Here is a 26,690-nt window from a genome sequence, read left to right on the forward strand (position 1 = left end):
AATCAATGGTGACTGATACACCGCCATCGCCAGCAAGCCGGCTCCTACAAGGGGTGATCAGAACTGCACGGTTTGCTTGAGCATCTGCGCCGTCGGTGTATCGCTCGGGCTGACCATCGCGTAGTTGTAGCCGCTGCCGGACCAATACTCAGCCTGCAACCCGCCGTCACTGCGACTACCCCTCGGCAGCAGAAAGTTTTTCGGTCCCGGCGGGCGCACGTAGAAGCTGACTTTGTGCCCGCTACGATCCTCATAAACCACCATCGCCGCCGGCCCTTGCTCAGTGCTGAGCAAGCGCCCGCTGACCGGTTTGAACCCCGCGCCGGAAAGGTCCGGCAAGCGATGGGCCTGCGTGAAATAGCGGTCGAGCCAGCCCTGCATATCACCGTCATCGCTGACCTTGTAATCGGCCGGCAGCATGCCTTGCTGGGCAAACAGCCGATAAGCCTGCATCGCGTCGGCCATCGGCGCCGCCGCGCTGAGGAGGGTCATCTCCCGCGCCTTCCAACCGCTGAAGCCGCCGATGCTCACGGCAATCAGCAACACCGCGGCGCTGGCCAGATGGCGGCGTGATTGGCGTTTGAGGCGCTGGCGAATCAGCGCCGGGTCGAGGGCCGGGTTGGCGGGTTGCTGCAACGCACCGCTCAGGGCCGCGCGCAGTTGCTGGGCGTCCTGCTGCCAGGCGCGAACCTGTGCGGATATTTCCATGTTGCCGGCCAGAAAAGTCTCTACCAGACGTCGGTCGTCATCATTGAGCTGGTGGTCCACATACGCGTGCAGGTCACGCTCGCTCGGGGGCATGCTGATCATTTGAGTCTCCGCAGGGAAGGGCGGGTGATTTCGCCGTCGCTGAGTTGGCGCAGGGCCTGGCGGGCGCGGGACAGGCGCGACATGACGGTGCCGACGGGGACGTCGAGAATCTCGGCGACTTCCTTGTAGCTCAGGCCTTCGACCGACACCCAGAGCAGCAGCGCACGCTGTTCGGTGCCGAGCTGATCGAAGGCTTGCAGGGTCGATTGGGCGATCACGGTGCGTTCTACCGACGGTTGGGTATCGTCCCGTCCGGTAAAGAATTCGAGCATCCGCGCATAACGCCGGGAGCGCCGGTGCGCGTCGAGAAATTGCCGATACAGAATCGAAAACAGCCAGGCGCGCAAGTCGCCTTCGGGGCGTTTGTCGCCCCAACTCGACAGCGCCCGCTCCAGACACGACTGCACCAGATCGTCGGCGCTGCTGGGGTTGCGCGTCAACGACACGGCAAACCGGCGCAATCCGGGAATGATTTCTCTGAGTTGTTCGTCGATCTCGTTCATGAAGTTCTGGCTAGTCACTACGCTGTGGACTAGAGAGACGCCCGGCACTGAAGGTTATTCCACGCCTGAAAAAATAAATACCGCACGATGGAATAAACGTTCGCGGGGTTCGTCTGCTTGATCCTTCTCACTTGTGGCCGATGGCCCTGGAGTCTTTCATGGTAGATCGCTCATCACCGCCCACCCGGCCCCCCTTGAGTGCCGCGAGCCTGACGTTGCGTCTGGCCGGTATTGCCGTGGTGGTCGCTGCAGTGGCCGGGGCATTTGCCTACGTCAACGGCACCTTTGACCCACAGCGACTGACCCCGAAAAAGCTGATCAACGTGCTGGAAACCAACAACGGCGTGCACCCGGGCTTCCGGCGCAATCACTCCAAAGGCGTGTGCGTGATCGGGCATTTCGAAAGCAGTGGCGAGGCGCGCAGCTATTCCAGCGCTCAGGTGTTCAACGAGGCGCGGACCCCGGTGGTCGGGCGTTTTGCCTTGCCGGCCGGCAACCCATATGCGCCGGACAGCGCCGTGCCGATCCGCAGCCTGGCGCTGCGCTTCACCCAGGCCAACGGCCAACAGTGGCGCACCGGGATGAACAGCATGCCGGTGTTCCCGGTGGGCACGCCCGAAGCGTTCTATCAATTGCAGCAAGCCCAGTCGCCGGACCCGGCCACCGGCAAACCGAACCCGGCAGCGGTGCCGGCGTTCTTTGGGGCGCACCCGGAAGCCGGGCCGTTCCTGGCCTGGATCAAAACCGCCAAGCCGTCCGCCAGTTACGTGACGGAAACCTATAACAGCGTCAATGCGTTTTACCTGGTCAACGCCGCCGGGCAAAAGCAAGCGGTGCGCTGGAGCATGGTGCCGTTGGTGAAGGACGCGGCAGGTGCCACGGCGCCGGAGGGTGGCGATTTCCTCGAGAAAGACCTGCTTCAACGGATTGCCTTGGGGCCGTTGCGTTGGCAGTTGAACATCACGCTGGCCAACCCCGGTGATCCGGTCAACGACGCCAGCAAGGCCTGGCCCGACGGTCGCAAAGTGGTGAACGCCGGCACGCTGGTGCTCGAAAGCACCCAGCCGCAGCTCAATGGCGAATGCCGGGACATCAACTACGACCCGCTGGTCTTGCCCGCCGGTATCGAAGGTTCCGACGACCCGTTGCTCGCCGCGCGCTCCGCCGGTTACGCCAGTTCCTACTTGCGCCGCACCAGTGAAGTCAGCCAGTTGCCCGCCGCCAAACAGGAGGCTCAACAATGAGCAACCAACCGAACCACTTCGCGCCGCTGGCGCGGCTGCTGCACTGGCTGATGGCGCTGATGATCATTGCCATGCTGTTTATCGGCGCGGGCATGGTCGCTTCCGTCTCTGAGCGGCACGAGTGGCTGATCCATCTGCACAAACCGTTGGGCATCGCCATTCTGTTGCTGGTGATCGTGCGCCTCGCTGTGCGCTTTTCCACCCGGCAACCTCCTTTGCCGGCAGACTTGCCGGGCTGGCAAGCGCTGGCGGCCAAGGCTTCGCATGTCTTGCTGTACGCCTTGATGTTGATCCTGCCGCTGCTCGGCTGGGCGATGATTTCGGCGGCGGGCGACCCGGTGATGCTCAGCAGTTCGTTGCAGTTGCCGTCGATTGTGCCGGCGAATGCGCAGGTGTTTGCGTTCCTGCGCAAGGCGCACGGGTATCTGGCGTACCTGCTGTTTCTGACCGTGCTGCTGCATCTGGCGGCGGCGTTGTTTCACGGTTGGGTACGGCGTGATGAGGTGCTCGACAGCATGCTGCGGGGCAACAAGGACCGCGGTTAACCGGCTTTGCGCTTTGGGGCGCACGCTGTAGATCAAGCTTTGCGGCCGGAGGATTGTGTGCGAGTGGCGGCCGAATGAGGCGTGGCTGCATGCCTGGCATGCAGCCATTGCGCAGGATCAGCGCAAGGTATCGACCATGTCCGCCACGGTCGTCAGCACATCCTTGCCCAGTTGCTTCGAACGCTTACCGGACCAGCCAGTCAACGGATCCGGTTTGTCGTTGTTGTCCTTGAACGGCATCTCCAGGGTCAACGACAGGCAGTCGAATTTCTGACCGACGCTGTTGCACGCCAGGGTCATGTTGGCTTTGCCCGGCTCGTCGCGGGTGTAGCCGTGCTTGGTCTGGAAGTCCTTGGTCAGGTGTTTCAGATGACTGCGGAAATGCTCTTCGAGTTTTTCGATCCGCGGCGTGTAGCCTGGGTTGCCTTCGCAACCGGCAGTGAACACGTAGGGGATTTCTTCATCGCCGTGGATGTCGAGGAACAGGTCGACGCCGTACTTTTCCATCTGTTGCTGAGCGAACAGCACTTCCGGACTGATCTCCTGGCTGGCGCTCTGCCAGGCGCGGTTGAGGTCCTGGCCCATGGCGTTGGTGCGCAGGTGACCGTGAAAGGCACCGTCCGGGTTCATGTTCGGCACCAGATACAGGTCGGCGCTGGCCAGCAGTTTGTTCAGCACTGGATCGTCGTGTCTTTCCAGGCGTTCGATCACACCTTCCATGAACCACTCGGCCATGTGTTCGCCGGGGTGTTGCTGGGCAATCATCCAGACCTTGCGCCGGCCTTCGGCGCCGGTGCCTTTGCGCAGCAACTGAATGTCACGACCTTCGACACTCTTGCCGGTGGCCAGCAGTTCAGTGCCGGCCTTGGTCAGCGCCTGTTCGATCAACCAGTCATGGCGGCCACGGCTGTAGGGTTCGAAGTAGGCAAACCAGGCGTGGGTGGCCGTGGCTTCGAGGCTGAAACGCAGGCAGTCGCCTTCGAAGATGGTCGGCACCCGGAACCAGTTGACGTGGTCGTAGGACGCCACTGCCTGATAGCCGTCCCAGGCTTTGTTGTACGAGGATTTGCTGGCATTGTTCAGACGAAACCAGTGTTCCTGTCCGACGTGCAAACCGCTGGCCTTGAAGTGAAACCACTGAAAATGCTGGCTGCGGGTGTCTGGCTTGATGGCCAGCAGGGCTTGCAACGGATTGCTGATGTCCAGCACTTCAATGTTGCCGCTGTCGAAGTTGGCGCTGATGTCGAAAGAAGATCTAGCCACGGTCATAGTCGATTCCTGAATATGATTTTTATGGCTGATACTTTACACGCTGGGAAGGGAAAAACCGGGGGAAATTGCGGGGGTAAAAGGGGGGCGTCCTCCTTGACGCCGTCGCAGCTTAGAGACTGTGCGATTGATTCTCAAGTGCTATTTTCCATTAGTTTGGCCCAATGTTGCCGGGCTTCTCTTGCCAACAGATATTCTTTTGATATTATCCGCGCCATCGAATTTGCAGCACCCAAAGACTTCATTAGCCTGAAGGTAAAGCCAGAATAACTGGCAAAAAAAAGACCCGGCAAAAAGCCGGGTCAAAAACCGTGATTAGCCTGATGAGGAGATAGTCCAGGAGACCGACCTAAGGTCACTTGGACAATCGACTGATCTCGCGACCAGCTGCATGCAATAATAATCATTCTCGTTTGCAAGTCAAATGATTTTATCTGCGCGATTGGAAAATTCTTTCCCGCGCCCCGCGAAATATACCTGCCTGCCTTATGCGTGATGATCCCCGTCGAGGGATCGGTCCAGCAACGCCTTGGCCATATCGATCATATGCACCGTCGAAAACGCCAAGTCCCGGTGCGCGCCCTGCAGATTGTTCGCCGACTCGTACGCCGTGGCGGCGGCGCAGCGCAACAGGTCTGAGGCGCGCACCAGTGCTTCCTCGCAGCTGACATTGCGGTTCACATCAAAAAAACGCTCCTCTTCCACCGCTTCGGACACAGCTGGTTTCAAGTAATAGTCCAGGGCGCGCTGCGCGGCGGCCGAGCCTTTTGGCGAGGTGAGGGAGGTGTCGATCTGCATGTCTGGCAAGTCATTGCTGGGGATGGTCATGGCGATGGCAAAGCTCCGTGTTAGATTCAAATCCGTGATCCAATCGTAGTACGAACTGTATTTGTGACGAGAATTTAAATACTACAAGTTGTGTTTTGCTGGCCGGAGGCGCCCACGTATCGTGCCGCACATGGATAAATGGATTGAATTGGTCAAGGCCAAGATGAGTGAACTCAAAGTCACTCAGGAAATACTCGCCGACCGCCTGGGGATGTCCCAGGGCGGCGTCGGTCATTGGCTGAACAAACGTCGCCAACCGGGCATCGATGACATGAACCGTGTGCTGCACGCACTGGGCATGGAGTTTCTCGAGGTGGCGCTGGTGATCCGCGAGCCGGACATTGCGAAGGAGGAAAGCCAGGATCTGGTGCGCAAGTACAACCCGTACTTCCGTTACCCGGTCAGTGACTGGCGTGAATCCTGCGAGGTGCGCGACGGTGAGCCGACGGTCTATGACACGGCGCGTTTCGAACTGACTGACTACCACGCTCAGGGCGCGGCGTTCTGGTTGACCGTGGTGGGCGATGCGATGACGGCACCGAGCGGCGTCAGTATCGCCGAGGGCATGATGATCCTGGTGGACCCGGCCATTGTGCCGGAGCCCGGGAAACTGGTGATCGCCCAATGGCCGGACAGCGCTGAAGCGACGTTTCGCAAACTGATCGAAGAGGGCGGGCAGCGTTACCTGGTCCCGCTCAATCCGACGTATCCGAAAGCCCTTTACACCGAAGCCTGCCGAATCATCGGCGTAGTGGTTCAGGCAACGGCCAGGTTCTGATCAGATCGGTCCTCGCAATGCGTAGGACCGATCCGCATTTCAGGCTTCTTCCAGCTCGACCAATGCACTGCCTTCGCTGACCATCTCGCCTTCCTGGCAATACAGCGCTTTGATCACCCCGGCGTGTGGTGCACGAATGCTGTGCTCCATCTTCATCGCCTCCAGCACCACCAGTTGCGCCCCGGCTTCGACCGTTTGCCCGGCTTCCACCAGCACTCGCACGATGCTGCCGTTCATGGGCGCAGTGAGCCCGCCGTGATGGCTGTGACTGGCTTCGACGGCGCTGATCGGGTCGTAGGACTCGATGCGGCGCAATTCACCATCCCATTGCAGATACACAACGCCGCCGCGACGGATTGCCCGATGCTGGCGGCGCACGCCGTTGTGTTCGGTCAGCAGTTGCTCGCCCGCGAGTTGCGCCGATCGGGTAGCGCCCAACGTCAGCGCACGGTCCTGACCTTCGCAGCTCAAATGCAGGGTGATTTCTGTCGGCAATCCGGCACGGAACCCAGTGCCGATCCCCCAAGGCGAACTCAGGTCATCAGTGCGCGTCGTGTCCGGTTGGCTTTGGGAAAACGCTTGCGCCGCGGCTTGCCAGAACTCATCACTGAGCGGCGAGGGCTCTGGCAGCAGTTGCTCCTGGTAACGTGGAATGAACCCGGTATCCAGCTCAGCCGCCGCAAACGCCGGATGTCCAACGATTCGACGCAAGAAGTTGATGTTGGTCTTGAGACCGCCAATCGCGAACTCATCGAGCATGCTCAGCAAGCGCAGGCGCGCCTGTTCGCGATCCTCGCCCCAGGCAATCAGCTTGCCGAGCATCGGGTCATAGAACGGCGAAATCTCGTCGCCTTCTTCCACGCCGCTATCGACCCGACGACCCGGACCTTCGGCGGATTCGCGATACAACTCCAGGCGCCCGGTAGCCGGCAGGAAATCATTGCCCGGGTCTTCGGCATACAGCCGCACTTCGATCGCATGGCCGATCAGGGGCACTTGATCCTGAGTCATCGGCAGCGCTTCACCGCGTGCCACGCGAATCTGCCAGGCCACCAGATCGAGGCCGGTAATGGCTTCGGTGACCGGGTGTTCGACCTGCAGGCGCGTGTTCATCTCCATGAAGAAGAACTCGCCGCGCGCATCCAGCAAGAACTCCACGGTGCCGGCGCCGACATAACCGATGGCCTGCGCCGAACGCACGGCCGCTTCGCCCATGGCGCGGCGCAGTTCCGGGCTCAAGCCTGGTGCGGGCGCTTCTTCGACGACTTTCTGGTGCCGCCGCTGAATCGAGCAGTCACGTTCGTTGAGGTACAGGCAATTGCCGTGCTGGTCGGCGAAAACCTGGATTTCCACGTGGCGCGGCTTCAGCAGATATTTTTCGACCAGCATCCGCGAATCGCCGAACGAGGATTGCGCTTCACGCTGAGCCGAGGCGAGGGCTTCGGCCAGTTGGCTGACGTCCTCGACCACTTTCATGCCTTTGCCACCACCGCCCGCCGTCGCCTTGAGCAGCACCGGATAACCGATGCGTTCGCAAGCGTCGCGGAAGGTGTCGAGGTCTTGAGCTTCGCCGTGATAACCGGGCACCAGTGGCACGCCAGCGGTTTCCATCAAGGCCTTGGCGGCGGATTTGCTGCCCATGGCATCGATGGCCGAAGCGGGCGGACCGAGGAAGATCAGGCCTGCTTGTTCGATGGCGCGGGCGAACCCGGCATTCTCGGACAGAAAACCATAACCCGGATGGATCGCCTGCGCGCCGCTGGCCTTGGCGGCGGCGATCAGTTTGTCGATTTGCAGGTAGCTGTCGGCGGCTTTACTGCCACCGAGGTCAACGCGAATGTCCGCTTCGCGGCTGTGCCGTGCTTCGCGGTCGGTGGCGCTGTGCACGGCGACGGTGGTCAGGCCCAGGGCCTTGGCGGTGCGCATGACCCGGCACGCGATTTCGCCACGGTTGGCCACCAGCAGAGAGGTAATGACAGGTGCGCTCATCAACGCGGCTCCTTGGGGGTGGTTTCGGCCTGCCAGCTCGGCGGACGTTTTTGCAGAAAGGCACGCAGGCCTTCCTGGCCTTCGGGGCTGACGCGGATGCGCGCGATGGCATTTTCGGTGTAGCGACGCAGCGCCGGGGTCAGCGCGCCGTTGCCGACTTCACGCAGCAAATCCTTGCTGACGCGCATGGCTGCGGGGCTGTTGAGCAGCAGGTTGTCGATCCATTGCTCGACTTTCTGCTCCAGCTCATTGCCCGGATAACTCTCCGACAACAAGCCGATTTCCCGAGCGCGTTGCCCACCGAAGCGCTCGGCGGTCAGCGCATAACGGCGTGCCGCGCGTTCGCCGATGGCTTGCACCACGAACGGGCTGATCACCGCTGGCGCGAGGCCGATGCGTACTTCCGACAGGCAGAATTGAGCGTCATCGGCGCCGATGGCCATGTCGCAGCAACTGATCAGGCCCAGCGCGCCGCCGAAAGCCGCGCCTTGAACCACGGCCAGCGTCGGAACTTTCAGCTTGGCCAGGTTGTACATCAACTCCGCCAGTTCCCGGGCGTCGTCGAGGTTGGTGTGGTAATCGAGCTCGGCCGATTGCTGCATCCACGCCAGGTCGGCGCCGGCACTGAAATGCTTGCCACGTCCGCGCACCAGCAAAAAGCGCAGGCTGGCGTCGGTCGAGACCTTGTCCAGCGCGAGGATCAGCTCACGGATCATCTCGGCGTTGAACGCGTTGTTCTTTTCTTCCCGGCTGAGCCACAGGGTCGCGAAACCACGCGGGTCGGTCTGTAGTTCGAGGGTGTTGAAGTCGCTCATGTTCATCCGTCTCCACGGTACTTGTAGGAGCGAGGCTTGCCCGCGAAGGCGTCGGTACATCCAACATCGATGTGACAGACAAACCGCTTTCGCGGGCAAGTCGGATCGCCGCCCGCTCGCTCCTACAAAGTCAGATCACATCCGGAACACGCCGAAGCGGCTCGGTTCGATTGGCGCGTTCAGCGACGCGGACAAGGCCAGGGCCAACACATCGCGGGTCTGCGCCGGGTCAATGACGCCGTCGTCCCACAGCCGTGCGCTGGAGTAATAAGGGTGGCCCTGTTCTTCGTATTGATCGAGGATCGGTTGCTTGATTTCGGCTTCCTGCTCGGCGCTGAAACTATGCCCGCCACGTTCAGCCTGCTCGCGCTTGACCTGCACCAACACGCCCGCCGCTTGTTCGGCGCCCATCACACCGATGCGTGCATTCGGCCACATCCACAGGAAACGTGGATCGTAGGCGCGTCCGCACATGCCGTAGTTACCGGCGCCGAAGCTGCCACCGATGATCACGGTGAATTTCGGCACCTTGGCGCACGCCACGGCGGTCACCAGTTTTGCGCCGTGCTTGGCAATGCCGCCGGCCTCGTATTTCTGGCCGACCATGAAGCCGGTGATGTTTTGTAGGAACAGCAACGGAATGCCGCGCTGGCAGGCCAGTTCGATGAAGTGCGCGCCTTTCTGCGCGGCCTCGGCGAAAAGGATGCCGTTGTTGGCGAGGATCGCGATCGGGTAACCGTGCAAGTGAGCAAAACCGCACACCAGCGTGGTCCCGAACAGCGCCTTGAATTCGTCGAACACCGAACCGTCCACCAGCCGCGCTATCACTTCGCGCACATCGAACGGCTGCTTGGCGTCGGCCGAGACCACGCCATACAACTCGTCGCTGCTGTAGAGCGGGGCGATGGGCGTGCGTTGTTGCAGTTCGCCGAGCTTGCGCCAGTTGAGGTTGGCGATGCTGCGTCGGGCAATGGCCAAGGCGTGTTCATCGCTCTCGGCATAATGGTCGGCGACCCCGGAAATCTTGCAGTGCACATCGGCACCGCCCAGATCTTCCGCGCTGACCACTTCACCGGTCGCGGCTTTCACCAGCGGTGGGCCGGCGAGGAAAATAGTCGCCTGCTCGCGAACCATGATCGCTTCGTCGGCCATCGCCGGCACGTAAGCGCCGCCGGCAGTGCACGAGCCCATGACCACCGCGATTTGCGGAATGCCCATGGCGCTCATGTTGGCCTGGTTGAAAAAGATCCGCCCGAAGTGCTCGCGGTCCGGGAACACTTCATCCTGACGCGGCAAGTTGGCGCCGCCGGAGTCCACCAGATAAATGCACGGCAAGCGGTTCTGCTGAGCGATGGTCTGGGCGCGCAGGTGTTTTTTCACGGTCAGCGGGTAATACGAGCCACCTTTCACGGTGGCATCGTTGGCCACGATCATGCACTCGACGCCTTCCACTCGACCGATCCCGGCAATCACGCCCGCGGCCGGCACGTCTTCGCCATACACCTCGTAGGCCGCCAATTGGCTGATTTCGAGAAACGGCGAGCCCGGATCGAGCAGGCGATTGATCCGCTCGCGGGGCAGCAATTTGCCCCGCGAAGTGTGGCGTTCTTGCGCTTTCGGACCGCCACCTTGCTGCACTTGCGCGAGCAGAGTGTGCAAGGCGTCGACCTGGGTGAGCATCGCCGCGCTGTTCGCGGCAAACTCCGCCGAACGGGGGTTGAGCTGGGTATGCAGGATAGCCATGGACAGCTCCGTTTAGCGGGTTTCGTTGAACAGTTCGCGACCGATCAGCATGCGACGGATCTCACTGGTGCCGGCGCCGATTTCGTACAGCTTGGCGTCACGCAGCAGACGACCGGCCGGGAATTCGTTGATGTAACCGTTGCCGCCGAGAATCTGGATTGCGTCGAGGGCCATTTGCGTGGCGCGCTCGGCGCTGTAGAGGATCACGCCGGCAGCGTCCTTGCGCGTGGTTTCGCCGCGTTCACAGGCCTGGGCCACCGCATAAAGGTAGGCGCGGCTGGCGTTGAGTTGGGTGTACATGTCGGCGACTTTGCCCTGGATCAGCTGGAATTCGCCGATGCTTTGGCCGAACTGCTTGCGGTCGTGGATGTACGGAACGATCAGGTCCATGCACGCCTGCATGATCCCGGTCGGGCCGCCGGACAGAACGACACGTTCGTAGTCGAGGCCGCTCATCAGCACTTTCACGCCGCCGTTAAGCACGCCGAGGATGTTTTCTTCCGGCACTTCGACGTCATCGAAGAACAGCTCGCAAGTGTTGGAGCCACGCATGCCGAGCTTGTCGAACTTGTTGCTGCGGCTGAAGCCTTTCCAGTCGCGCTCGACGATGAACGCGGTGATGCCGTGCGGGCCTTTTTCCAGGTCGGTCTTGGCGTAGATCACGTAGGTGTTGGCGTCGGGGCCGTTGGTGATCCAGGTTTTGCTGCCGTTGAGCACGTAGTGATCACCACGTTTGTCGGCGCGCAGTTTCATCGAGACCACGTCGGAACCGGCGTTCGGTTCACTCATGGCCAGGGCGCCAATGTGCTCACCGCTGATCAGCTTCGGCAGGTATTTGCTTTTCTGTTCGTGATTGCCGTTGCGGTTGATCTGGTTCACGCAAAGGTTGGAGTGCGCGCCGTAGGACAGGGCGACCGACGCCGAACCGCGGCTGATTTCTTCCATGGCCACCACGTGCGCCAGGTAACCCAGGCCAGCACCGCCGTATTCTTCCGGGACGGTAATGCCGAGCAGGCCCATGTCGCCGAACTTGCGCCACAGGTCGGCGGGGAACAGGTTGTCGATGTCGATCTGAGCGGCGCGCGGGGCGATCTCTTTGGCGACGAAGGACTGGACCTGATCGCGCAGCATGTCGATGGTTTCACCGAGGGCAAAGTTCAGGGATGGATAGCTCATGGGTCACCTTTTGGCTTTTTTGTAGGGCGGGGAGGGTCGTGATTTGGCTCTCACCTTTACGTTAACGTAAGCCTGTGACGAATGGCTGTCAATCACCCTTTACGTTAACGTCAACTTGAGCGAGAGTAGAGCCAGTTCAAGATAGAAAGCGGACCCAACTTGTAGGAGCGATGCTTGCTCGCGAAAGCGTCAGATCAGTCGACATAAATGTTGAATGTAGAGGCCTCTTCGCGAGCAAGCATCGCTCCTACAGGTATCCGTTGGTAGCCCATTAATAAAGACAATAGGGGTCGTCATGGATCAACCCAGTGCAAGCCCGCAGCGCAGCTATACCCGTGGTTCTCAGGACAAAGCCTTGCTGGCGATGACCATCGGTCAGGCATTTGATAACACCGTCGCGCAGTATCCGACGGGCGAGGCGCTGGTCGTGCGCCATCAACAGTTGCGCTACACCTGGCAGCAACTGTCCGACGCCGTGGACCTTCATGCCCGGGCGCTGCTCGCGCTGGGGTTGCAGACCGGTGATCGCCTCGGCATCTGGGCGCCGAATTGTGCACAGTGGTGCATCAGCCAGTTCGCCAGCGCGAAGATCGGCGTGATCCTGGTCAACATCAACCCGGCGTATCGCAGCTCGGAACTCGAATACGTGTTGAAGCAGTCGGGCTGCAAATGGCTGGTCTGCGCGGGCGCGTTCAAGACCTCCAACTACCACGGCATGTTGCAAGGCCTGGTGCCCGAGCTGGCAGAGCAATCCATCGGCCAGTTGCAGAGCGAGCGCCTGCCGGACTTGCGCGGCGTGATCAGCCTGGATGCGCAGCCGCCATCAGGTTTTCTGCCGTGGTCGCAACTGAGCGATCTCGCAGCGGGTGTCTCCAGCGAGCAGTTACGCGAGCGGGGCGACAGCCTGCATTTCGACCAGGCCGTGAACATCCAGTACACCTCCGGCACCACCGGTTTTCCGAAGGGCGCGACCCTCAGCCACTACAACATTCTCAACAACGGTTACATGGTGGGCGAAAGCCTCGGCCTGACCGCCAATGATCGGCTGGTGATCCCGGTGCCGCTGTATCACTGCTTCGGCATGGTCATGGGCAACCTCGGCTGCATCACCCACGGCAGCACCATGATTTACCCCAACGATGCCTTCGATCCGCTGCTGACCCTGACCACCGTCGCCGAAGAAAAGGCCACCGCACTGTATGGCGTGCCGACCATGTTCATCGCCATGCTCGATCAGCCGCAACGTGCGCAATTCGATCTGTCGAGCCTGCGTACCGGGATTATGGCCGGCGCGACCTGTCCGATCGAAGTGATGCGTCGCGTAATCAGCGAAATGCACATGAATGAAGTGCAGATTGCCTACGGCATGACGGAAACAAGTCCGGTGTCGTTGCAGACCGGTCCTTCAGACGAACTGGAATTGCGCGTCACCACGGTCGGTCGCACCCAACCGCAGCTTGAAAGCAAAATCATCGACGAGGCGGGCAACCTGGTACCTCGCGGCACCATCGGCGAACTCTGCACCCGTGGCTACAGCGTGATGCTCGGCTACTGGAACAACCCGCAAGGCACCGCCGAAGCCATCGATCAGGCCGGCTGGATGCACACCGGTGATCTGGCGAGCATGAATGATGAAGGCTACGTGTGCATTGCCGGACGCAACAAGGACATGATCATCCGTGGCGGTGAGAATATTTACCCGCGGGAGCTGGAAGAATTCTTCTTCACTCACCCGGCGGTGGCGGACGTGCAAGTGATCGGCATCCCGTGTTCGCGTTATGGCGAAGAGATCGTCGCCTGGATCAAATTCCACCCCGGTCACAGTGCCACCGAACAAGAGCTGCAAACCTGGTGCAAGGAGCGCATCGCGCACTTCAAGACACCGCGCTACTTCAAGTTTGTGGAAGAGTTTCCGATGACGGTGACCGGCAAGATCCAGAAATTCCGGATGCGCGAGATCAGCATCGAGGAATTGCGCATCAACAAGGCGTGACAAATTTCCCCTTGTGGGAGCCAGCCTGCTGGCGATTGCGGAGTGTCAGTCAACATGCCTATGTCTGAACCACCGCAATCGCCAGCAGGCTGGCTCCCACAGGGGCGATGGGGAAAACCTGAATCGCAGAAAGCACAAAGGGGAGCCGAAGCTCCCCTTTAATTTTTCGTTGCGCATGCTCTTTTTTTATTATTGAGGGGCGGTCTGTTTTTGTTTTTGGCAACCGTGACCCTTTACCGCTGTTTTTGTCGATCCCCATCCGGGATCAAGAGCAAACGTATTTTTTTGAGCGCTGATCTACTTTTTCGCTAAGCGATCCAACCAGTTCGGGAGCTACCTGAAGGTAGTTTTATTGTTCTCTGCCCGGTTGCGGGTTACTCCGAAAAGCACCCTGAAAAGCACACCTTCTCCAAAAAAATCTGTTAGCTGCGTCTCTGCCGTGTTGTTCTTGTTATGTCAGAGTCGTTACGTCTTATTTTTATTGGTTTGCTGCTTTTTGTTCTTGTTATGCCATAGAGATAGCAGAAGCCGTGCCAACTTTTAAAAATCCTTTAAAATCAATGACTTGAATTTTTGTAGGATTTTTCGCTCAGGTAAACCCCTACAATTTGTTTCCGTGTTACTCGCTTATCCCCCACGTTCCAGACGCAGCGGTAACACCTGGACACATCAGCGCACTTACTGCGCGCTGCGAGCCTTGGCCACGCGCGAACCGGTTGGGCGCCCCAGCACCGTGCAAATCTGCTGACCGGCGAGAATCAAGGCGTCCAGGTCGATACCTGTTTCGATGCCGAGGCCATTGAGCAGGTAAACCACGTCTTCGGTGGCGACGTTACCGCTGGCGCCTTTGGCGTAGGGGCAGCCGCCGAGGCCGGCGATGGAACTGTCAAACACCGAGATCCCTTCGAGCAGGCTGGCATAGATGTTGGCCATGGCCTGGCCGTAGGTGTCGTGGAAGTGCCCGGCCAGTTTCTCCCGCGGCACGTCGGCCGAAACCACTTCGAACATCTTGCGCGTCGCGCCCGCCGTGCCGGTGCCGATGGTGTCCCCCAGCGAGACTTCGTAGCAGCCCATGGCATAGAGCTCGCGGGCGACCAGGGCAACTTGTTCGGGTTTGACGTGACCTTCATAAGGACAGCCCAGCACACAGGACACGTAACCGCGCACGGTGACGCCGTGCAGCCTGGCGGCTTCCATGATCGGCGCAAAACGCTCCAGGCTTTCGCTGATCGAGCAATTGATGTTGCGCTGGGAAAACGCTTCGGACGCTGCGGCGAACACTGCAACTTCCTTGACCCCGGCGGCGATTGCATCTTCGAAGCCGCGCAGGTTGGGGGCGAGGGCGCCGTAGGTCACGCCCGGTTTACGCTGGATTTGCGCGAAGACTTCGGCGGATCCGGCCATCTGCGGCACCCATTTGGGCGAAACGAAACTGCCGACTTCTATATAGCCGAGGCCCGCGGCCGTAAGTGCATCGACCAGTTGCACCTTATCGGCAACGCTGATCGGTTGAGCTTCGTTTTGCAGACCGTCGCGGGGGCCGACTTCGACCAGGCGTACGTGGGAAGGAAGGGACATGGGAATCGACCTTTGTTGATTATCTGAATGCCGAATGAACCCTGTAGGAGCAAGCTTGCTCGCGATCGCGATAGCACCTTCAACATAGATGTCGACTGACGCGCCGCCATCGCTGGCAAGCCAGCTCCTACAGGACCGGCTGGCTTTTCATCGTCTGTTCCAGCGCCTGGGTGCAGCGCTCCTGTGCGGTGTCCAGTTCCAGCTTCATCTGCTCGATGTCGAGCATCTGCTGCTCCAACTGTTCGCGGCGCTCGGCGATTTTGCTCAGCATGGTTTGCAGCTGTTTCTGATTACCGCCAGTGGGGTCGTAGAGTTCGATCAGCTCGCGGCATTCGGCGAGTGAGAAGCCAATGCGCTTGCCCCGCAGGATAAGTTTCAGGCTGACCTTGTCACGGGGCGAATAGATGCGTTCCTGGCCGCGTCGTTCGGGGCTGAGCAAGCCTTGCTCTTCATAGAAGCGAATGGCCCGCGTGGTGATGTCGAGCTCGCGGGCGAGGTCGGAAATGCTATAGGTCTGGCTGCTCATGGAAGCGCTCAAAAAAAGGTCATGGCGCTAAGCTAATGGCAGGTTGACGTTTACGTCAAGGGGCGGGTTTTTTCGTCGTCATTGCGGGCCTCTTCGCGGGCAAGTCGGATCGCCGCACCGCTCGCTCCTACAGGTACTGTGTAAATCCTGTAGGAGCGAAGCTTGCTCGCGAAGAACGATAACCCGGTGTAATGCCCTACACCTTATCGAGCTTCTTCTCATGCGCCGTCACCTGCTGGCACAACTCGATCATCTGCTCGCGCATCCAGCGGTTGGCCGGGTCCTGGTCGGTGCTTTCGTGCCAGTAAAGGTGAGTTTCCACCGGCGGCACATCGTTGACCGGCAGGTTCACCGAGTACAAATCATGGCGGCGGGCGAAGCGCTCCGGCACGGTCATGACCATGTCGGTCTGCTGCAATACCTGCGATGCCATCAAATAATGCTGGGAACGCAGGGCAATCTTGCGCTGGATGCCCATCTTGCCCAGCGCCAGGTCGACATGGCCCAGACCACTGCGGCGGCTGGAAATATGGATGTGCGTCAGTGACAGATAGTCATCGAGGGTGAATTTCTCCTTGGTCGCCAGCGGATGGCCCTTGCGCATGGCGCACACGTAACGGTCTTCCATCAACTTGACGTGACGCACTTGCGGGTCGGTGTTGAGCGGCGCGTCCACCGCAAAGTCGAGTCGCCCGGCCGCCAGTTCCTTGGTGGTCTCGCGGCGCTTGGACAGAAAGCTTTCGATGATCACCGTTGGCGCCAGGCGGCGCAGGCGCTGGAACAACGGCGGCAGGATCACCGCTTCGGTGAGGTCGGTCATGCTGATGCGGTACGTCTTGACCGCCTGCAACGGGTTGAAGATGCGGCTTTCCTGCACCGACACCCGCAGCAGCGAGAGGGCGTTGCGCACCGGGCCGATGATGTTTTGCGCCATCGGCGTTGGCACCATGCCTTGGGCCGTACGCACGAACAACGGATCGTTGAACGTCTCGCGCAGGCGGGCCAGAGCGTTCGAAACAGCCGGTTGAGTAATGCCGACAATCTGTCCGGCGCGGGTCAGGTTGGCTTCGGTGTAGATCGCGTCGAAGACGATGAAAAGGTTGAGGTCGACCTTGCTCAGATTCATTGCGCTGCACTCTTATTGTTGGTTCTCAATCAGCCGATCATATATCGGTGATGAATGTTAATACACGCCGAGAATAGGCTAGGTAAATTTTCGTAGCTGTTCTAGCATCGATTGCATGACCTAAACAACCTCCCCCCAGAAGGTAGCTGCTCATGGATTTCGCTTATTCGCCCAAGGTGCAAGAACTGCGTGAGCGCGTGACCGCGTTCATGGACACCTACGTTTATCCCGCCGAAGCCGTGTTCGAGCGCCAGGTTGCCGAGGGCGACCGCTGGCAGCCGACTGCGATCATGGAAGAACTGAAACTCAAGGCCAAGGCTGAAGGCCTGTGGAATTTGTTTCTGCCTGAGTCCGAACTCGGCGCCGGCCTGACCAACCTCGAATACGCACCATTGGCAGAAATCATGGGCCGCTCGCTGCTGGGGCCTGAGCCATTCAACTGCTCGGCGCCCGACACCGGCAACATGGAAGTGCTGGTGCGCTACGCCAACGAAGAACAGAAACAACGCTGGCTCGAACCGCTGCTACGCGGCGAGATCCGCTCGGCGTTCGCCATGACCGAACCGGATGTGGCTTCGTCCGACGCCACCAACATGGCCGCCCGCGCCGTGCGTGACGGTGATGAGTGGGTGATCAACGGTAAAAAGTGGTGGACCTCGGGTGCCTGCGATCCACGCTGCAAGATTCTGATCTTCATGGGCCTGAGCAATCCTGATGCGCCACGCCACGCCCAGCACTCGATGATTCTGGTGCCGGTGGATGCACCGGGCGTGAAGATCGTTCGTCCGCTGCCGGTATTCGGTTACGACGACGCGCCTCACGGTCACGCCGAAGTGCTGTTCGAAAACGTCCGCGTGCCGTACGAAAACGTCCTGTTGGGCGAAGGACGCGGCTTCGAAATTGCTCAAGGTCGCCTTGGCCCGGGCCGGATTCACCACTGCATGCGTTCGATCGGTATGGCTGAGCGTGCGCTGGAACTGATGTGCAAACGTTCGGTGAATCGCACCGCGTTCGGCAAGCCCCTGGCGCGCCTGGGCGGCAACATCGACAAAATCGCCGACTCGCGGATGGAAATCGACATGGCACGCCTGCTGACTTTGAAAGCGGCGTACATGATGGACACCGTCGGCAACAAAGTGGCGAAGAGCGAAATCGCGCAGATCAAGGTGGTGGCACCGAACGTGGCGTTGCGCGTCATCGACCGGGCGATCCAGATCCATGGCGGGGCCGGGGTTTCCAACGATTTCCCGCTGGCCTACATGTATGCCATGCAACGCACGCTGCGCCTGGCCGACGGCCCGGATGAAGTGCACCGTGCTGCGATCGGCAAGTTCGAGATCGGCAAGTATGTGCCGAAGGAAATGATGCGCAGCCATTAATTGTAGGAGCGAGCTTGCTCGCGATGGTCGCCAACGATAACGCGTGTTTATTGGATAAACACGGTGTTCATTAGTCCATCGCGAGCAGGCTCGCTCCCACAGTTGATTGCGTTTCAGTCGATCACTGGCAGTCCGTAAAAAGCCCGCGCACACGCGGTGCTATGGGCGGCCAGCTCTTCCTCGCTTTCCCCGCGATGCAACGCCACTTCCCGCAACACTTCTGTCAGGTACGCCGGTTCGTTGCGACCATTTTTCGGCTTTGGTCGCAAGCTGCGCGGCAGCAGATACGGTGCATCGCTCTCCAGCATCAACCGCCCGCGTTTGATTTCTTTCACCAACGGATGCAAATGCGTGCCCCGACGCTCGTCGCAGATCCAGCCGGTGATGCCAATGTGCAGGTCCAGGTCGAGGTAGCTGAACAGCGCCTTCTTTTCCCCGGTGAAGCAATGCACCACGGCGGCCGGCAATTGGTCGCGGTAATCACGCAGGATTTCCAGCAAACGCTGACTGGCATCACGTTCGTGAAGAAACACCGGCAGTTGCAGATCGACCGCCATCGCCAAGTGTTCTTCGAGGACTTTTTCCTGTTGCGGACGCGGCGAGAAATCGCGATTGAAATCCAGCCCGCATTCACCCACCGCCACTATGTTCGGCTCTTTGAGCAAACTGCGCAGACGCCGGGCGCTGTCGGCGTTCCAGTCGCTGGCTGCGTGAGGGTGAATGCCGGCGGTGGCGAACAACCGTTGCGCCGTTTCATCCAATTGCCGGCACAGCTCCAGCGCCTGTTCGCTGCCTTCGACATTGGTGCCGGTGAGCACCAATTGGCAGACTCCGGCGGCATAGGCGCGGTCGAGTACAGCCTGGTGTTTGTCGGCAAAACTGGGGTTGGTCAGGTTGACGCCGATATCGATGAGTTGCATGGTGCTACCTCGGACCAAAGGCCGGAAAGCATATCAGAGCTGTAGATTTATAAGAAAAGCCAAGAACTACAACGAGTTAAAGCTGTCTTTTGATGCCGCGAGACAAGCTGGGGTGGTCAGCATGCCATCACTGTGCCAGTCTTTCGCACTTTGCCAGCGCTCAAGGCGCTCTGTTTCTGTCGTTCGATTTCAAACATTTTTTTGAAATTGGCCCAGTATTCTTTCCGGAGAGTGGATGACACGTCCCTCGATTTTGTTACTGCTGTGTGGTTCGTTGCTGCTGCCGATGCCGGCGGTTGCGCGGCTGGCCGGCCCGCTGCAAGCCGTGCCGGCGGCCCAGGTGCGCGACCTGCAGGAAATCCGCAGCAGCCGTGTGCTGAAGGTGCTGGTCAACCAGAGCCGCAACAGCTCCGGCGAAGTCCAGGGCCAGGCCATCGGCGTCGAATACCATCGCTTGCGTGCCTTCGAGCAATACCTCAATGGCCATGCCCGTGACGGTCAGGAAGTGACGCTCAAGATCATTCCCAAAGCCAAGGATCAACTGCTCGGCGCGTTGCAGCGCGGGGAGGGGGATCTGGTTGCGCCGGGCGAGTTGCTCGATCTGCAACCGGGCTACGCCGTCAGCACCAGCGAACCGATTGCCAGCGACATTCCTCTGGTCCTGGTCGGAATCAAGGGCGAGAAACGCTACACCCGCCTCGAGCAACTGTCCGGTAAAACCCTGGCGCTCCCCACCGGCAGCGCCGCCGGGGAGGCGATCAATCAGATCAATCAAAAGCTTGCCTTGCACAAACTGGCACCGGTGAAGATCGAGTGGGTCGATCCGAGCCTGGCGGTCGAAGACGTGCTGGAAATGGTTCAGGGCGGGATTTTTCACCTGACCATCGTCGAGCAGCCGATTGCCGAACGCTGGGGCAAGATCCTGCCCAAGTTGCGTTTCGATCGGCAGGTGCTGATCAGCGAGCCGGGGGAAGAATTCTGGTTCGTGCGTCGCGATGCCTCGATGCTGCGGGCGAGCATCGATCGCTTCCTGATCGGGTACAAAAAGCCTTCGGATCAGGACGCGGCGTTCCTGCGCATCTATCGACGCCTCTATCAAGTGCATTACCCACTGGCCAAGACTGATCGCCAGCGCCTGGAAAAACTCAGACCGGTATTGCAGAAACACGCCGATGCCCAAGGCATGGATTGGTTGAATCTAGCGGCATTGGCCTTCAAGGAGTCCGCGTTGCAACCCCGCGCACGAAGCGGCGGTGGCCCCACTGGCCTGATGCAGATCACTCCGTCCGCGGCCCAGCGGGTAGGGGTCAACAACATTCAGGACCTTGATGCCAATGTGCAGGCCGGGGCCAAATACCTGGCGATGATCCGCCGCAAGTTTTTTGCCAGCCCCAAACTCAACGAGCGTGAGCGCATGGCGTTCGTGCTGGCGGCTTACAACATCGGGCCGGAGCGGGTTCAGGGCATGCGCGCCGAGGCGCGTCGGCGAGGCTTGAATCCCAATCAATGGTTCTTCCAGGTCGAGCGCATCGCCATGGAGCAGGTGGGAATGGGACCTGTCAGCTATGTTAATAGCGTGAACAAGTATTACTTGGCGTTCGATCGGGAGCGGGAGTCGTTGGAGCCCCAGGGGCAGAAAGTAGCCTTAAGGAAGTGATCGAATAAACTGATTGTTATGGCGAAAAATTTGCGCTTTTAGCATTTAATTTATTGATTAATATAGCGGCCAACCAACACACAAACACACAATGGATGACACAGCATGAGCTCACTGATCAACAAGGTACTGTTTACCCGCGCTGGCTACGGCCTGACTGTCCTGCGGATCTTCGTCGGCATCATCTTCGCTGCCCACGGCTCGCAGAAACTCTTCGGCGCTTTCGGCGGCTACGGTCTGGCGGGCACCGCGCAGTACATGGAAAGCATCGGCCTGGCACCGGGTTACCTGATGGCCACGTTGGCCGGTGGTACCGAGTTCTTCGCCGGTCTGGCCTTGATCATCGGCTTGCTGGTCCGCCCGGCGGCACTTGGCCTGACGTTCCTGTCGCTGGTCGCGATTTTCAGCGTGCATATCAGCAACGGTCTGTTCATGGCCAACAACGGTTATGAATTCGCCCTGGCCCTGCTGGGTGGCAGCATCGCGGTGCTGTTCGAAGGCGCCGGCAAGCTGTCGGTTGATCGCGCCATCGCTGGTTGATCGCTCTGGCTCAACGAAAAGGCCCGCATTGCGCGGGCCTTTTTTGTTGTGCGTCATTCTTGACACTGTCCGGTCAGCTTCTCTAGGATGCTGCCATGCGCCGATTTAAACAGCTACTTGCGGGGCGCCAGGTGACTCATTCAGTTGCCGATAGAAGCTTGAAACAGGCTTCGAAATACCGCTAAAGCGCTGGTTCGGTGTTGCCTCTCACCTGCCATGCAGACTTTTGAGGCAGAGACACGACACGATGAATGCACTAAACCCCGTTGTACGCCCCGCGCCGATCACGGCACATCTGACCCAGCGCAATCCAAAAATCCTGCTTGGCGGCAAACATCAGCCGACGCTCCTGCGTTACCTCGATGGTTGGCCACGTCGCACCGGTGGGCCCGCAGCTTTCCTGATCCAGTTTGTCGAAGACGGTGAGTCACTGGCGCGTTTTGCCAGCGACAGTTTCGACCTGGCGGTGATTCAGTCGCCCGCCCTTGAAGACGCGCCAGAGATGATCAAGCAACTAACGCGCGTCGCCCGGCAAGGGCTGATCACCCGCCGTTAAGGCTTATGGGTAATCAATCGCCACGATATACACGCACTGTTCGCCGGTAGGCGTCTGGACCCGAACTTCGGCGTCCAGTGCCTTGCCGATCAGGGCGCGTGCCAGCGGTGAGTCGATGCTGATCAGGCCCAGTTTCAAGTCCAGCTCATCCGGCCCGACGATGCGGTAACGCGACTCTTTGCCGTCCTCGTCTTCGATGGTGACCCAGGCCCCGAAGTAGACTTTGTTCGGATCGCTGGGTTTTTCGCTGACCACCTTGAGCGCTTCCAGGCGCTTGGTGAGAAAGCGCACGCGACTGTCGATTTCGCGCAGCATCTTTTTGCCGTAGGTGTATTCGGCGTTCTCGGAGCGATCACCCTGCGCCGCGGCCTCGCTGACCGATTGCGTGACCTGCGGTCGGCGCACATGCCAGAGCTCATGGAACTCGGCCCGCATCCGCGCTTCACCTTCAGGGGTGATCAGCGCGGTGCCAGCGGTGCGGGGAGGGCGATAACGGCTCATGGCAACTTCTTGTGGTTGAGAAGGGTTGAGTCTATCAACCCTCGCGCAAGACTGTCAGGGGGCTGGCGTTCAAGGCGCGCCGGGTGCCAAAAACGCCGGCACCGCCGATCAGCACGGCGCCGATCAGTGGCAATACCAGCAGCCACGGATGCGGGTGCCATGGCAAGTCGAAGGCGTAACGGTAGAGCACCAGGCTTACCAGCTCCGAGCCCAGCGCTGCCAGCAATCCGCTGACCGCACCCAGCAGGCCGAACTCGATCCGTCGGGCCTTGACCAACAACTGGCGCTCGGCCCCCAGAGCTCGCAGCAATGCGCCCTGGCGAATGCGTTCATCCAGCGTGGCTTGCAGGCCCGAGAACAACACCGCCATCCCCGCCGCCAACACAAACAACAACACGTACTCCACCGCCAGGGTGACCTGGGCGAGGATGCTGCGCAGCTGCGCCAGCAAGGCTTCGACTTGCAGAATGGTCACCGCCGGGAAGGCGCGGGACAGGTCGACGATCTGCTGGTCGTGGCCCGCCGCCAGATAGAAACTGGTCAGGTAGGTCGCTGGCAGATCCTTCAATGTGCCGGGCTGGAAAATCATGAAGAAGTTCGGCTGGAAGTTGTCCCAGTTGATCTCCCGCAGGCTGGTGACCTTCGCTTCGCGATTGACCCCGCCGACAGTAAAGACCAAGTGATCGCCGAGCTTGAGCTTCAGGCTCTCGGCGACTTTGCCTTCCACCGACACGCCGGGAACGTCGTCCGGCGCCTGATCGCCCCACCAGTTGCCGGCGGTGAGTTTGTTGCCGGCCGGCAGGTCTGCCGCCCAGGTCAGGCTGAGGTCGCGCTGAATCGCCCGATCACCGGCCGAGTCCTTGCTGACGATGTCCTGTACCGGTTCGCCATTGATGCTGATCAATCGCCCCGGCACCACCGGGTACAACGGCGCCGATTGTGCCGACAGTTCGATCAGGCGATCGGTGAATGCCTGTTTTTCCGCCGGCAGGATGTTCAGCGCGAAGTAATTCGGTGCGTTTTTCGGCAACTGGTTTTGCCAGGTGTCCAGTAATTCGCCGCGCAGCAAAGCGATCAGCGCCATGGACAGCAGGATCAGACCGAAGGCCAGCGATTGGCCGGCTGCCGCCAGTGGATGACGCAGCAATTGACCCAGGCCGAGACGCCACGGCAACGATGCGCGCGCGAGCATTCGGCGCAGGCTCTTCAGTAGCAGCAACAGCAAACCGCCCAGCACCAGCGCCGCGATCACGCCGCCGCCGAGCAGGGCGAAGGTCAGTACCAAATCCAGGCTCAGGCGCCACATGATCAGCCCGAGAGCGCCCAGTGCAGCGCCGTAGACCATCCAGGTGCTGGAAGGAATCGGCAGCATGTCGCGACGTAATACGCGCAGAGGTGGGACCCGACCCAACGCAGCCAGTGGCGGCAAGGCAAAACCGGCCAGCGCCACCAGTCCGGTGCCGATCCCGGCGATGGCCGGAAGCAGGCCGCCCGGTGGAACATCGGCCGGCAACAAATCATGCAGCAGCGCGAACAACCCGAGTTGCGCCAGCCAGCCGAGCAAGGCGCCGCTGATGCTGGCCAACAGTCCGAGTACCGTCAGCTGCAAACTGAACAGCACCATGGTTTCCCGACGGGACAGCCCGAGGCAACGCAAAAGTGCACTGGCATCGAAGCGGCGGGTTGCGAAACGCGTCGCCGACAGCGCCACCGCGACACCGGATAACAGCACCGCGACCAGACTCGCCATGTTCAAGTAGCGCTCGGCTTTGCCCAGTGCGCCGCCGATCTGCCGGTTGCCATCGCGGGCGTCTTGAATGCGTTGATTGGCGGCGAGACCGGGTTTGATCAATTGACGGTAGGTTTCCAGCGCTTCGGCCTTGCCGCGCCAGAGTTCGCGGTAGCTGACGCGGCTGCCGGGCTGCACCACGCCGGTCGCCGCGAGATCGCTGAGGTTGATCAGCACCCGTGGCGTCAGGCTGTAGAAGTTGCCGGCACGATCCGGTTCATAGGTCAGGACGCGTGCCAGTTTCAGGGTGCGCATGCCGACGTCGATGCTGTCGCCGATCTTCAAGTCCAGCGCGGTCAGCAGTCGCGCTTCAACCCAGGCTTCGCCGGGTTTCGGTCCGCCTCCGGATTCTTCCGCAGCGAAGGGCGCGGCGGCGCTTTTCAGCTCGCCGCGCAGTGGATAGACGTCGTCGGCGGCCTTGATGCTGGACAGCTGAATGCCATTGTCGGTGGCGATTACGCTGGAGAACTCCACCACCTGCGCATGTTCGAGGCCCAGATCCGCGCCGCTTTTGATCTGTTCGGGTCGCGCCGGCGAACTGCCTTCGAGCAGCAGGTCGGCGCCGAGAAACTCGGTGGCGCGCAGCATCATGGCGCCATTCAGGCGGGCGCCGAAGTAACCGATGGCGGTACTCGCCGCCACCGCTACCAGCAAAGCGAAGAACAACACCCGCAGCTCACCGGCGCGGGCGTCGCGCAGCAGTTGGCGGATGGCGAGACTGAACAGGCGCAACAGCGGCAGGCGTGCCATCAAGGCTCCAGAGGGGCGACCAGCAGGCCGGCTTCAAGGCGGATCAGGCGCCGGCAACGATGTGCCAGGCGTTCATCGTGGGTCACCAGCACCAGGGTCGTGCCGCGTTCCTTGTTCAGTTCGAACAACAGATCGCTGATGCGCTCGCCGGTGTGGCTGTCGAGGTTGCCGGTGGGTTCGTCGGCGAACAGCACGTCGGGCTCGGCGGCAAACGCACGGGCAATCGCCACACGTTGCTGCTCGCCACCGGAGAGCTGGCGGGGCGAGTGGGTCAGGCGTTGGCCCAGACCTACCCGTCGCAGCAATTCGGTGGCGCGCTCACGGGCGTCTTTGCGGCCATCGAGTTCCAGCGGCAACATGACGTTTTCCAGGGCGTTGAGGCTGTCGAGCAGCTGGAATGATTGAAAGACAAAACCGACGTGTTCGGCGCGAATGCGTGCGCGTTGGTCTTCATCGAGATTGCTCAGGCCCTGGCCTGCGAGGGTGACTTCACCGCTGCTCGGCAAGTCGAGGCCGGCGAGCAGGCCGAGGAGGGTGGATTTCCCTGAGCCGGACGCGCCAACGATGGCCAGGCTGTCGCCCTTGTTCAGTTCCAGGCTGAGTTCGTGCAGGATAGTCAGATCACCTTCCGCGCTGGGAACCACTTTGCTGAGGTCCTTCGCGGTGAGAATGCTTGCGCCCATGGAGAATCCGATGCGAGTGTGGTTTTTGAGTGCTGGCCTGGCCTTGATGTGCATGGCCCAGAACGCAGCGGCGGGTACTGTCCTGATCGTTGGCGATAGTATCAGCGCCGGTTTCGGACTGGATACCCGCGAGGGGTGGGTGTCGCTGCTTGAGCAACGGCTCAAGCGCGAAGGTTTTGACGATAAGGTGGTCAATGCGTCCATCAGCGGCGACACCAGCGCCGGAGGCCGGGCGCGCCTGCCTGCGCTGCTTGCAGAGCATAAACCGGAGTTGGTGATCCTCGAGTTGGGTGGCAATGACGGGCTGCGCGGAATGCTGCCAACACAATTGCAACAAAACCTTGCGGCGATGATCAACAGCTCCAAGGCCAGTGGCGCCAAAGTGCTATTACTCGGCATGCAACTGCCACCCAACTACGGTGCGCGCTACAACAAGGTCTTCGCTGAGGCTTTCAGCAACGTCGCCGCCGAGAAAAAAATCCCGCTGGTGCCGTTTTTCCTCGAGGGCGTGGGCGGGCATCCTGAGCTGATGCAGTCAGACGGCCTGCACCCGGCTGCGGGCGCTCAGGACAAGTTGCTGGAAAATGTCTGGCCGACACTGAAACCGCTGCTTTGACGCTTTTCTAGCGGCGGTGTTTCGGCTAAGGTGGCGCCCCCGATTTGGAGCCCCCGATGCCGCGTCCCGCCTGGTCACTTTTTGCCTATCAACTGATCGAGCCTGACGAACAGCTGGATCTGTTCGCCTGCCAGGAAGTGCGGGTACATCTGGTGACCCGTCAGCTGGAGCTGGGCGGCTCGGCCGATCGAACCCTGTGCGGCAGCCTGTTGCCCGCTCAACCTCGCTGGTCGAGCGTTGATCGCCGGGTGTTCCAGGACCAACGGCTGTGTTCGTTGTGCCGGGCCATTCTGGAGTCGCAAAAACGCGGTACTTCGCCGATCTGGCCGGAGCTGCGGTTCGAGCTTTGATGGCTTGATGTGGGGTTGGGTTGGGT

At 60.5% G+C, this 26,690-nt stretch carries 25 protein-coding genes; 10 read left to right on the top strand and 15 right to left on the bottom strand.

All coding sequences use genetic code 11. The annotated features are described in order from the left end of the window. Positions 1–57: 57 nt before the first annotated feature. Together KGB25_RS28000 and KGB25_RS28005 are read right to left on the bottom strand one after the other, a co-directional pair. Complete coding sequence (locus tag KGB25_RS28000; protein WP_223437619.1) at positions 58–810, bottom strand: anti-sigma factor family protein; 753 nt, start codon at positions 808–810, stop codon at positions 58–60. Beyond that, a complete protein-coding gene (locus tag KGB25_RS28005; protein WP_032832617.1) occupies positions 807–1,313 on the bottom strand; it encodes a sigma-70 family RNA polymerase sigma factor in 507 nt (168 codons plus the stop codon). Before KGB25_RS28005 ends, KGB25_RS28000 begins: the two co-directional genes overlap by 4 nt. A gap of 158 nt (positions 1,314–1,471) precedes the next feature. Here KGB25_RS28005 and KGB25_RS28010 point away from each other — a divergent pair, with 158 nt between their 5' ends. Continuing rightward, a complete protein-coding gene (locus KGB25_RS28010; RefSeq protein ID WP_223437620.1) occupies positions 1,472–2,557 on the top strand; it encodes a catalase family peroxidase in 1,086 nt (361 codons plus the stop codon). Further along, positions 2,554–3,102, top strand: coding sequence for a cytochrome b (locus KGB25_RS28015; protein WP_008031911.1), 549 nt, complete (start codon positions 2,554–2,556; stop codon positions 3,100–3,102). The genes KGB25_RS28010 and KGB25_RS28015 overlap by 4 nt, the downstream gene beginning before the upstream one ends. Positions 3,103–3,219: 117 nt before the next feature. On the opposite strand, the gene KGB25_RS28020 is transcribed toward KGB25_RS28015, so the two are convergent. Together KGB25_RS28020 and KGB25_RS28025 are read right to left on the bottom strand one after the other, a co-directional pair. Next, positions 3,220–4,371, bottom strand: a complete 1,152-nt coding sequence (locus tag KGB25_RS28020) for a M14-type cytosolic carboxypeptidase (protein ID WP_008031906.1) — start codon at positions 4,369–4,371, stop codon at positions 3,220–3,222. 486 nt (positions 4,372–4,857) lie between these two features. Next, the gene (locus KGB25_RS28025; RefSeq protein ID WP_223437621.1) at positions 4,858–5,199 is read right to left on the bottom strand and encodes a DUF6124 family protein; all 342 of its coding nucleotides are present in this window, start codon (positions 5,197–5,199) and stop codon (positions 4,858–4,860) included. A gap of 130 nt (positions 5,200–5,329) precedes the next feature. Between KGB25_RS28025 and KGB25_RS28030 the strand changes: the two genes are divergently transcribed. Then, positions 5,330–5,977, top strand: a complete 648-nt coding sequence (locus tag KGB25_RS28030; RefSeq protein WP_008041211.1) for a LexA family protein — start codon at positions 5,330–5,332, stop codon at positions 5,975–5,977. A gap of 39 nt (positions 5,978–6,016) precedes the next feature. Here KGB25_RS28030 and KGB25_RS28035 read toward each other — a convergent pair whose 3' ends face one another. The 4 genes from KGB25_RS28035 to KGB25_RS28050 all read right to left on the bottom strand — a co-directional run bounded on the left by KGB25_RS28035 (position 6,017) and on the right by KGB25_RS28050 (position 11,700). Next, positions 6,017–7,966 (bottom strand): acetyl/propionyl/methylcrotonyl-CoA carboxylase subunit alpha, encoded by a 1,950-nt coding sequence (locus KGB25_RS28035; RefSeq protein WP_192229210.1) that lies wholly within the window; start codon positions 7,964–7,966, stop codon positions 6,017–6,019. After that, positions 7,966–8,781: a gamma-carboxygeranoyl-CoA hydratase gene (locus KGB25_RS28040; RefSeq protein ID WP_008041207.1), complete on the bottom strand. Its 816-nt coding sequence runs from the start codon at positions 8,779–8,781 to the stop codon at positions 7,966–7,968. Before KGB25_RS28040 ends, KGB25_RS28035 begins: the two co-directional genes overlap by 1 nt. 135 nt (positions 8,782–8,916) lie before the next feature. Next, positions 8,917–10,524 carry a carboxyl transferase domain-containing protein gene (locus tag KGB25_RS28045; RefSeq protein WP_008041204.1) on the bottom strand — a complete coding sequence of 536 codons (1,608 nt, stop codon included), beginning with the start codon at positions 10,522–10,524 and terminating at the stop codon, positions 8,917–8,919. Between the two features lie 12 nt (positions 10,525–10,536). Continuing rightward, positions 10,537–11,700 (bottom strand): isovaleryl-CoA dehydrogenase, encoded by a 1,164-nt coding sequence (locus KGB25_RS28050; RefSeq protein ID WP_008031893.1) that lies wholly within the window; start codon positions 11,698–11,700, stop codon positions 10,537–10,539. A 295-nt stretch (positions 11,701–11,995) separates the two neighbouring features. On the opposite strand from KGB25_RS28050, the gene KGB25_RS28055 reads away from it, so the two are divergent. Further along, positions 11,996–13,693, top strand: a complete 1,698-nt coding sequence (locus KGB25_RS28055) for an AMP-binding protein (protein WP_008041200.1) — start codon at positions 11,996–11,998, stop codon at positions 13,691–13,693. A gap of 678 nt (positions 13,694–14,371) precedes the next feature. Here KGB25_RS28055 and KGB25_RS28060 read toward each other — a convergent pair. The 3 genes from KGB25_RS28060 to KGB25_RS28070 all read right to left on the bottom strand — a co-directional run bounded on the left by KGB25_RS28060 (position 14,372) and on the right by KGB25_RS28070 (position 16,923). Next, entirely contained in the window at positions 14,372–15,271 is a 900-nt protein-coding gene (locus KGB25_RS28060) for a hydroxymethylglutaryl-CoA lyase (protein WP_008041198.1), read from the bottom strand. A 127-nt stretch (positions 15,272–15,398) separates the two neighbouring features. Beyond that, positions 15,399–15,797: a MerR family transcriptional regulator gene (locus KGB25_RS28065; protein WP_008031889.1), complete on the bottom strand. Its 399-nt coding sequence runs from the start codon at positions 15,795–15,797 to the stop codon at positions 15,399–15,401. 196 nt (positions 15,798–15,993) lie between these two features. After that, on the bottom strand, positions 15,994–16,923 hold the full coding sequence (locus KGB25_RS28070; protein WP_008031887.1) for a LysR family transcriptional regulator: 930 nt from the start codon (positions 16,921–16,923) through the stop codon (positions 15,994–15,996). A 152-nt stretch (positions 16,924–17,075) separates the two neighbouring features. Here KGB25_RS28070 and KGB25_RS28075 point away from each other — a divergent pair, with 152 nt between their 5' ends. Then, positions 17,076–18,302 (top strand): acyl-CoA dehydrogenase, encoded by a 1,227-nt coding sequence (locus tag KGB25_RS28075; protein ID WP_192229216.1) that lies wholly within the window; start codon positions 17,076–17,078, stop codon positions 18,300–18,302. A gap of 113 nt (positions 18,303–18,415) precedes the next feature. Here KGB25_RS28075 and KGB25_RS28080 read toward each other — a convergent pair whose 3' ends face one another. Beyond that, the gene (locus tag KGB25_RS28080; RefSeq protein ID WP_223437622.1) at positions 18,416–19,222 is read right to left on the bottom strand and encodes a TatD family hydrolase; all 807 of its coding nucleotides are present in this window, start codon (positions 19,220–19,222) and stop codon (positions 18,416–18,418) included. Positions 19,223–19,457: 235 nt separating this feature from the next. On the opposite strand from KGB25_RS28080, the gene KGB25_RS28085 reads away from it, so the two are divergent. The 3 genes from KGB25_RS28085 to KGB25_RS28095 all read left to right on the top strand — a co-directional run bounded on the left by KGB25_RS28085 (position 19,458) and on the right by KGB25_RS28095 (position 21,975). After that, positions 19,458–20,879, top strand: coding sequence for a transglycosylase SLT domain-containing protein (locus tag KGB25_RS28085; protein ID WP_223437623.1), 1,422 nt, complete (start codon positions 19,458–19,460; stop codon positions 20,877–20,879). 105 nt (positions 20,880–20,984) lie between these two features. Beyond that, entirely contained in the window at positions 20,985–21,419 is a 435-nt protein-coding gene (locus KGB25_RS28090) for a DoxX family protein (protein ID WP_008031879.1), read from the top strand. A gap of 247 nt (positions 21,420–21,666) precedes the next feature. Further along, positions 21,667–21,975, top strand: a complete 309-nt coding sequence (locus tag KGB25_RS28095; RefSeq protein ID WP_223437624.1) for a class I SAM-dependent methyltransferase — start codon at positions 21,667–21,669, stop codon at positions 21,973–21,975. 3 nt (positions 21,976–21,978) lie between these two features. Here the strand turns inward: KGB25_RS28095 and greB are convergent, their stop codons facing one another. From greB to KGB25_RS28110, 3 genes are read right to left on the bottom strand one after another with little or no spacing between them, the layout of a single operon-like run. After that, a complete protein-coding gene (gene greB, locus KGB25_RS28100; RefSeq protein WP_008031876.1) occupies positions 21,979–22,476 on the bottom strand; it encodes a transcription elongation factor GreB in 498 nt (165 codons plus the stop codon). A 34-nt stretch (positions 22,477–22,510) separates the two neighbouring features. Then, the gene (locus tag KGB25_RS28105; protein WP_008041185.1) at positions 22,511–25,015 is read right to left on the bottom strand and encodes an ABC transporter permease; all 2,505 of its coding nucleotides are present in this window, start codon (positions 25,013–25,015) and stop codon (positions 22,511–22,513) included. Continuing rightward, entirely contained in the window at positions 25,015–25,698 is a 684-nt protein-coding gene (locus KGB25_RS28110; protein ID WP_008031873.1) for an ABC transporter ATP-binding protein, read from the bottom strand. The genes KGB25_RS28105 and KGB25_RS28110 overlap by 1 nt, the downstream gene beginning before the upstream one ends. A gap of 10 nt (positions 25,699–25,708) precedes the next feature. Between KGB25_RS28110 and KGB25_RS28115 the strand changes: the two genes are divergently transcribed. Together KGB25_RS28115 and KGB25_RS28120 are read left to right on the top strand one after the other, a co-directional pair. Next, the gene (locus KGB25_RS28115; RefSeq protein ID WP_008041183.1) at positions 25,709–26,314 is read left to right on the top strand and encodes an arylesterase; all 606 of its coding nucleotides are present in this window, start codon (positions 25,709–25,711) and stop codon (positions 26,312–26,314) included. 56 nt (positions 26,315–26,370) lie between these two features. Then, complete coding sequence (locus tag KGB25_RS28120) at positions 26,371–26,664, top strand: hypothetical protein (protein ID WP_003226812.1); 294 nt, start codon at positions 26,371–26,373, stop codon at positions 26,662–26,664. The last annotated feature ends 26 nt before the right edge of the window (positions 26,665–26,690 follow it).

It is taken from the genome of Pseudomonas sp. BF-RE-21 (assembly GCF_019947305.1).
Classification (GTDB): Bacteria; Pseudomonadota; Gammaproteobacteria; order Pseudomonadales; family Pseudomonadaceae; genus Aquipseudomonas; species Aquipseudomonas migulae.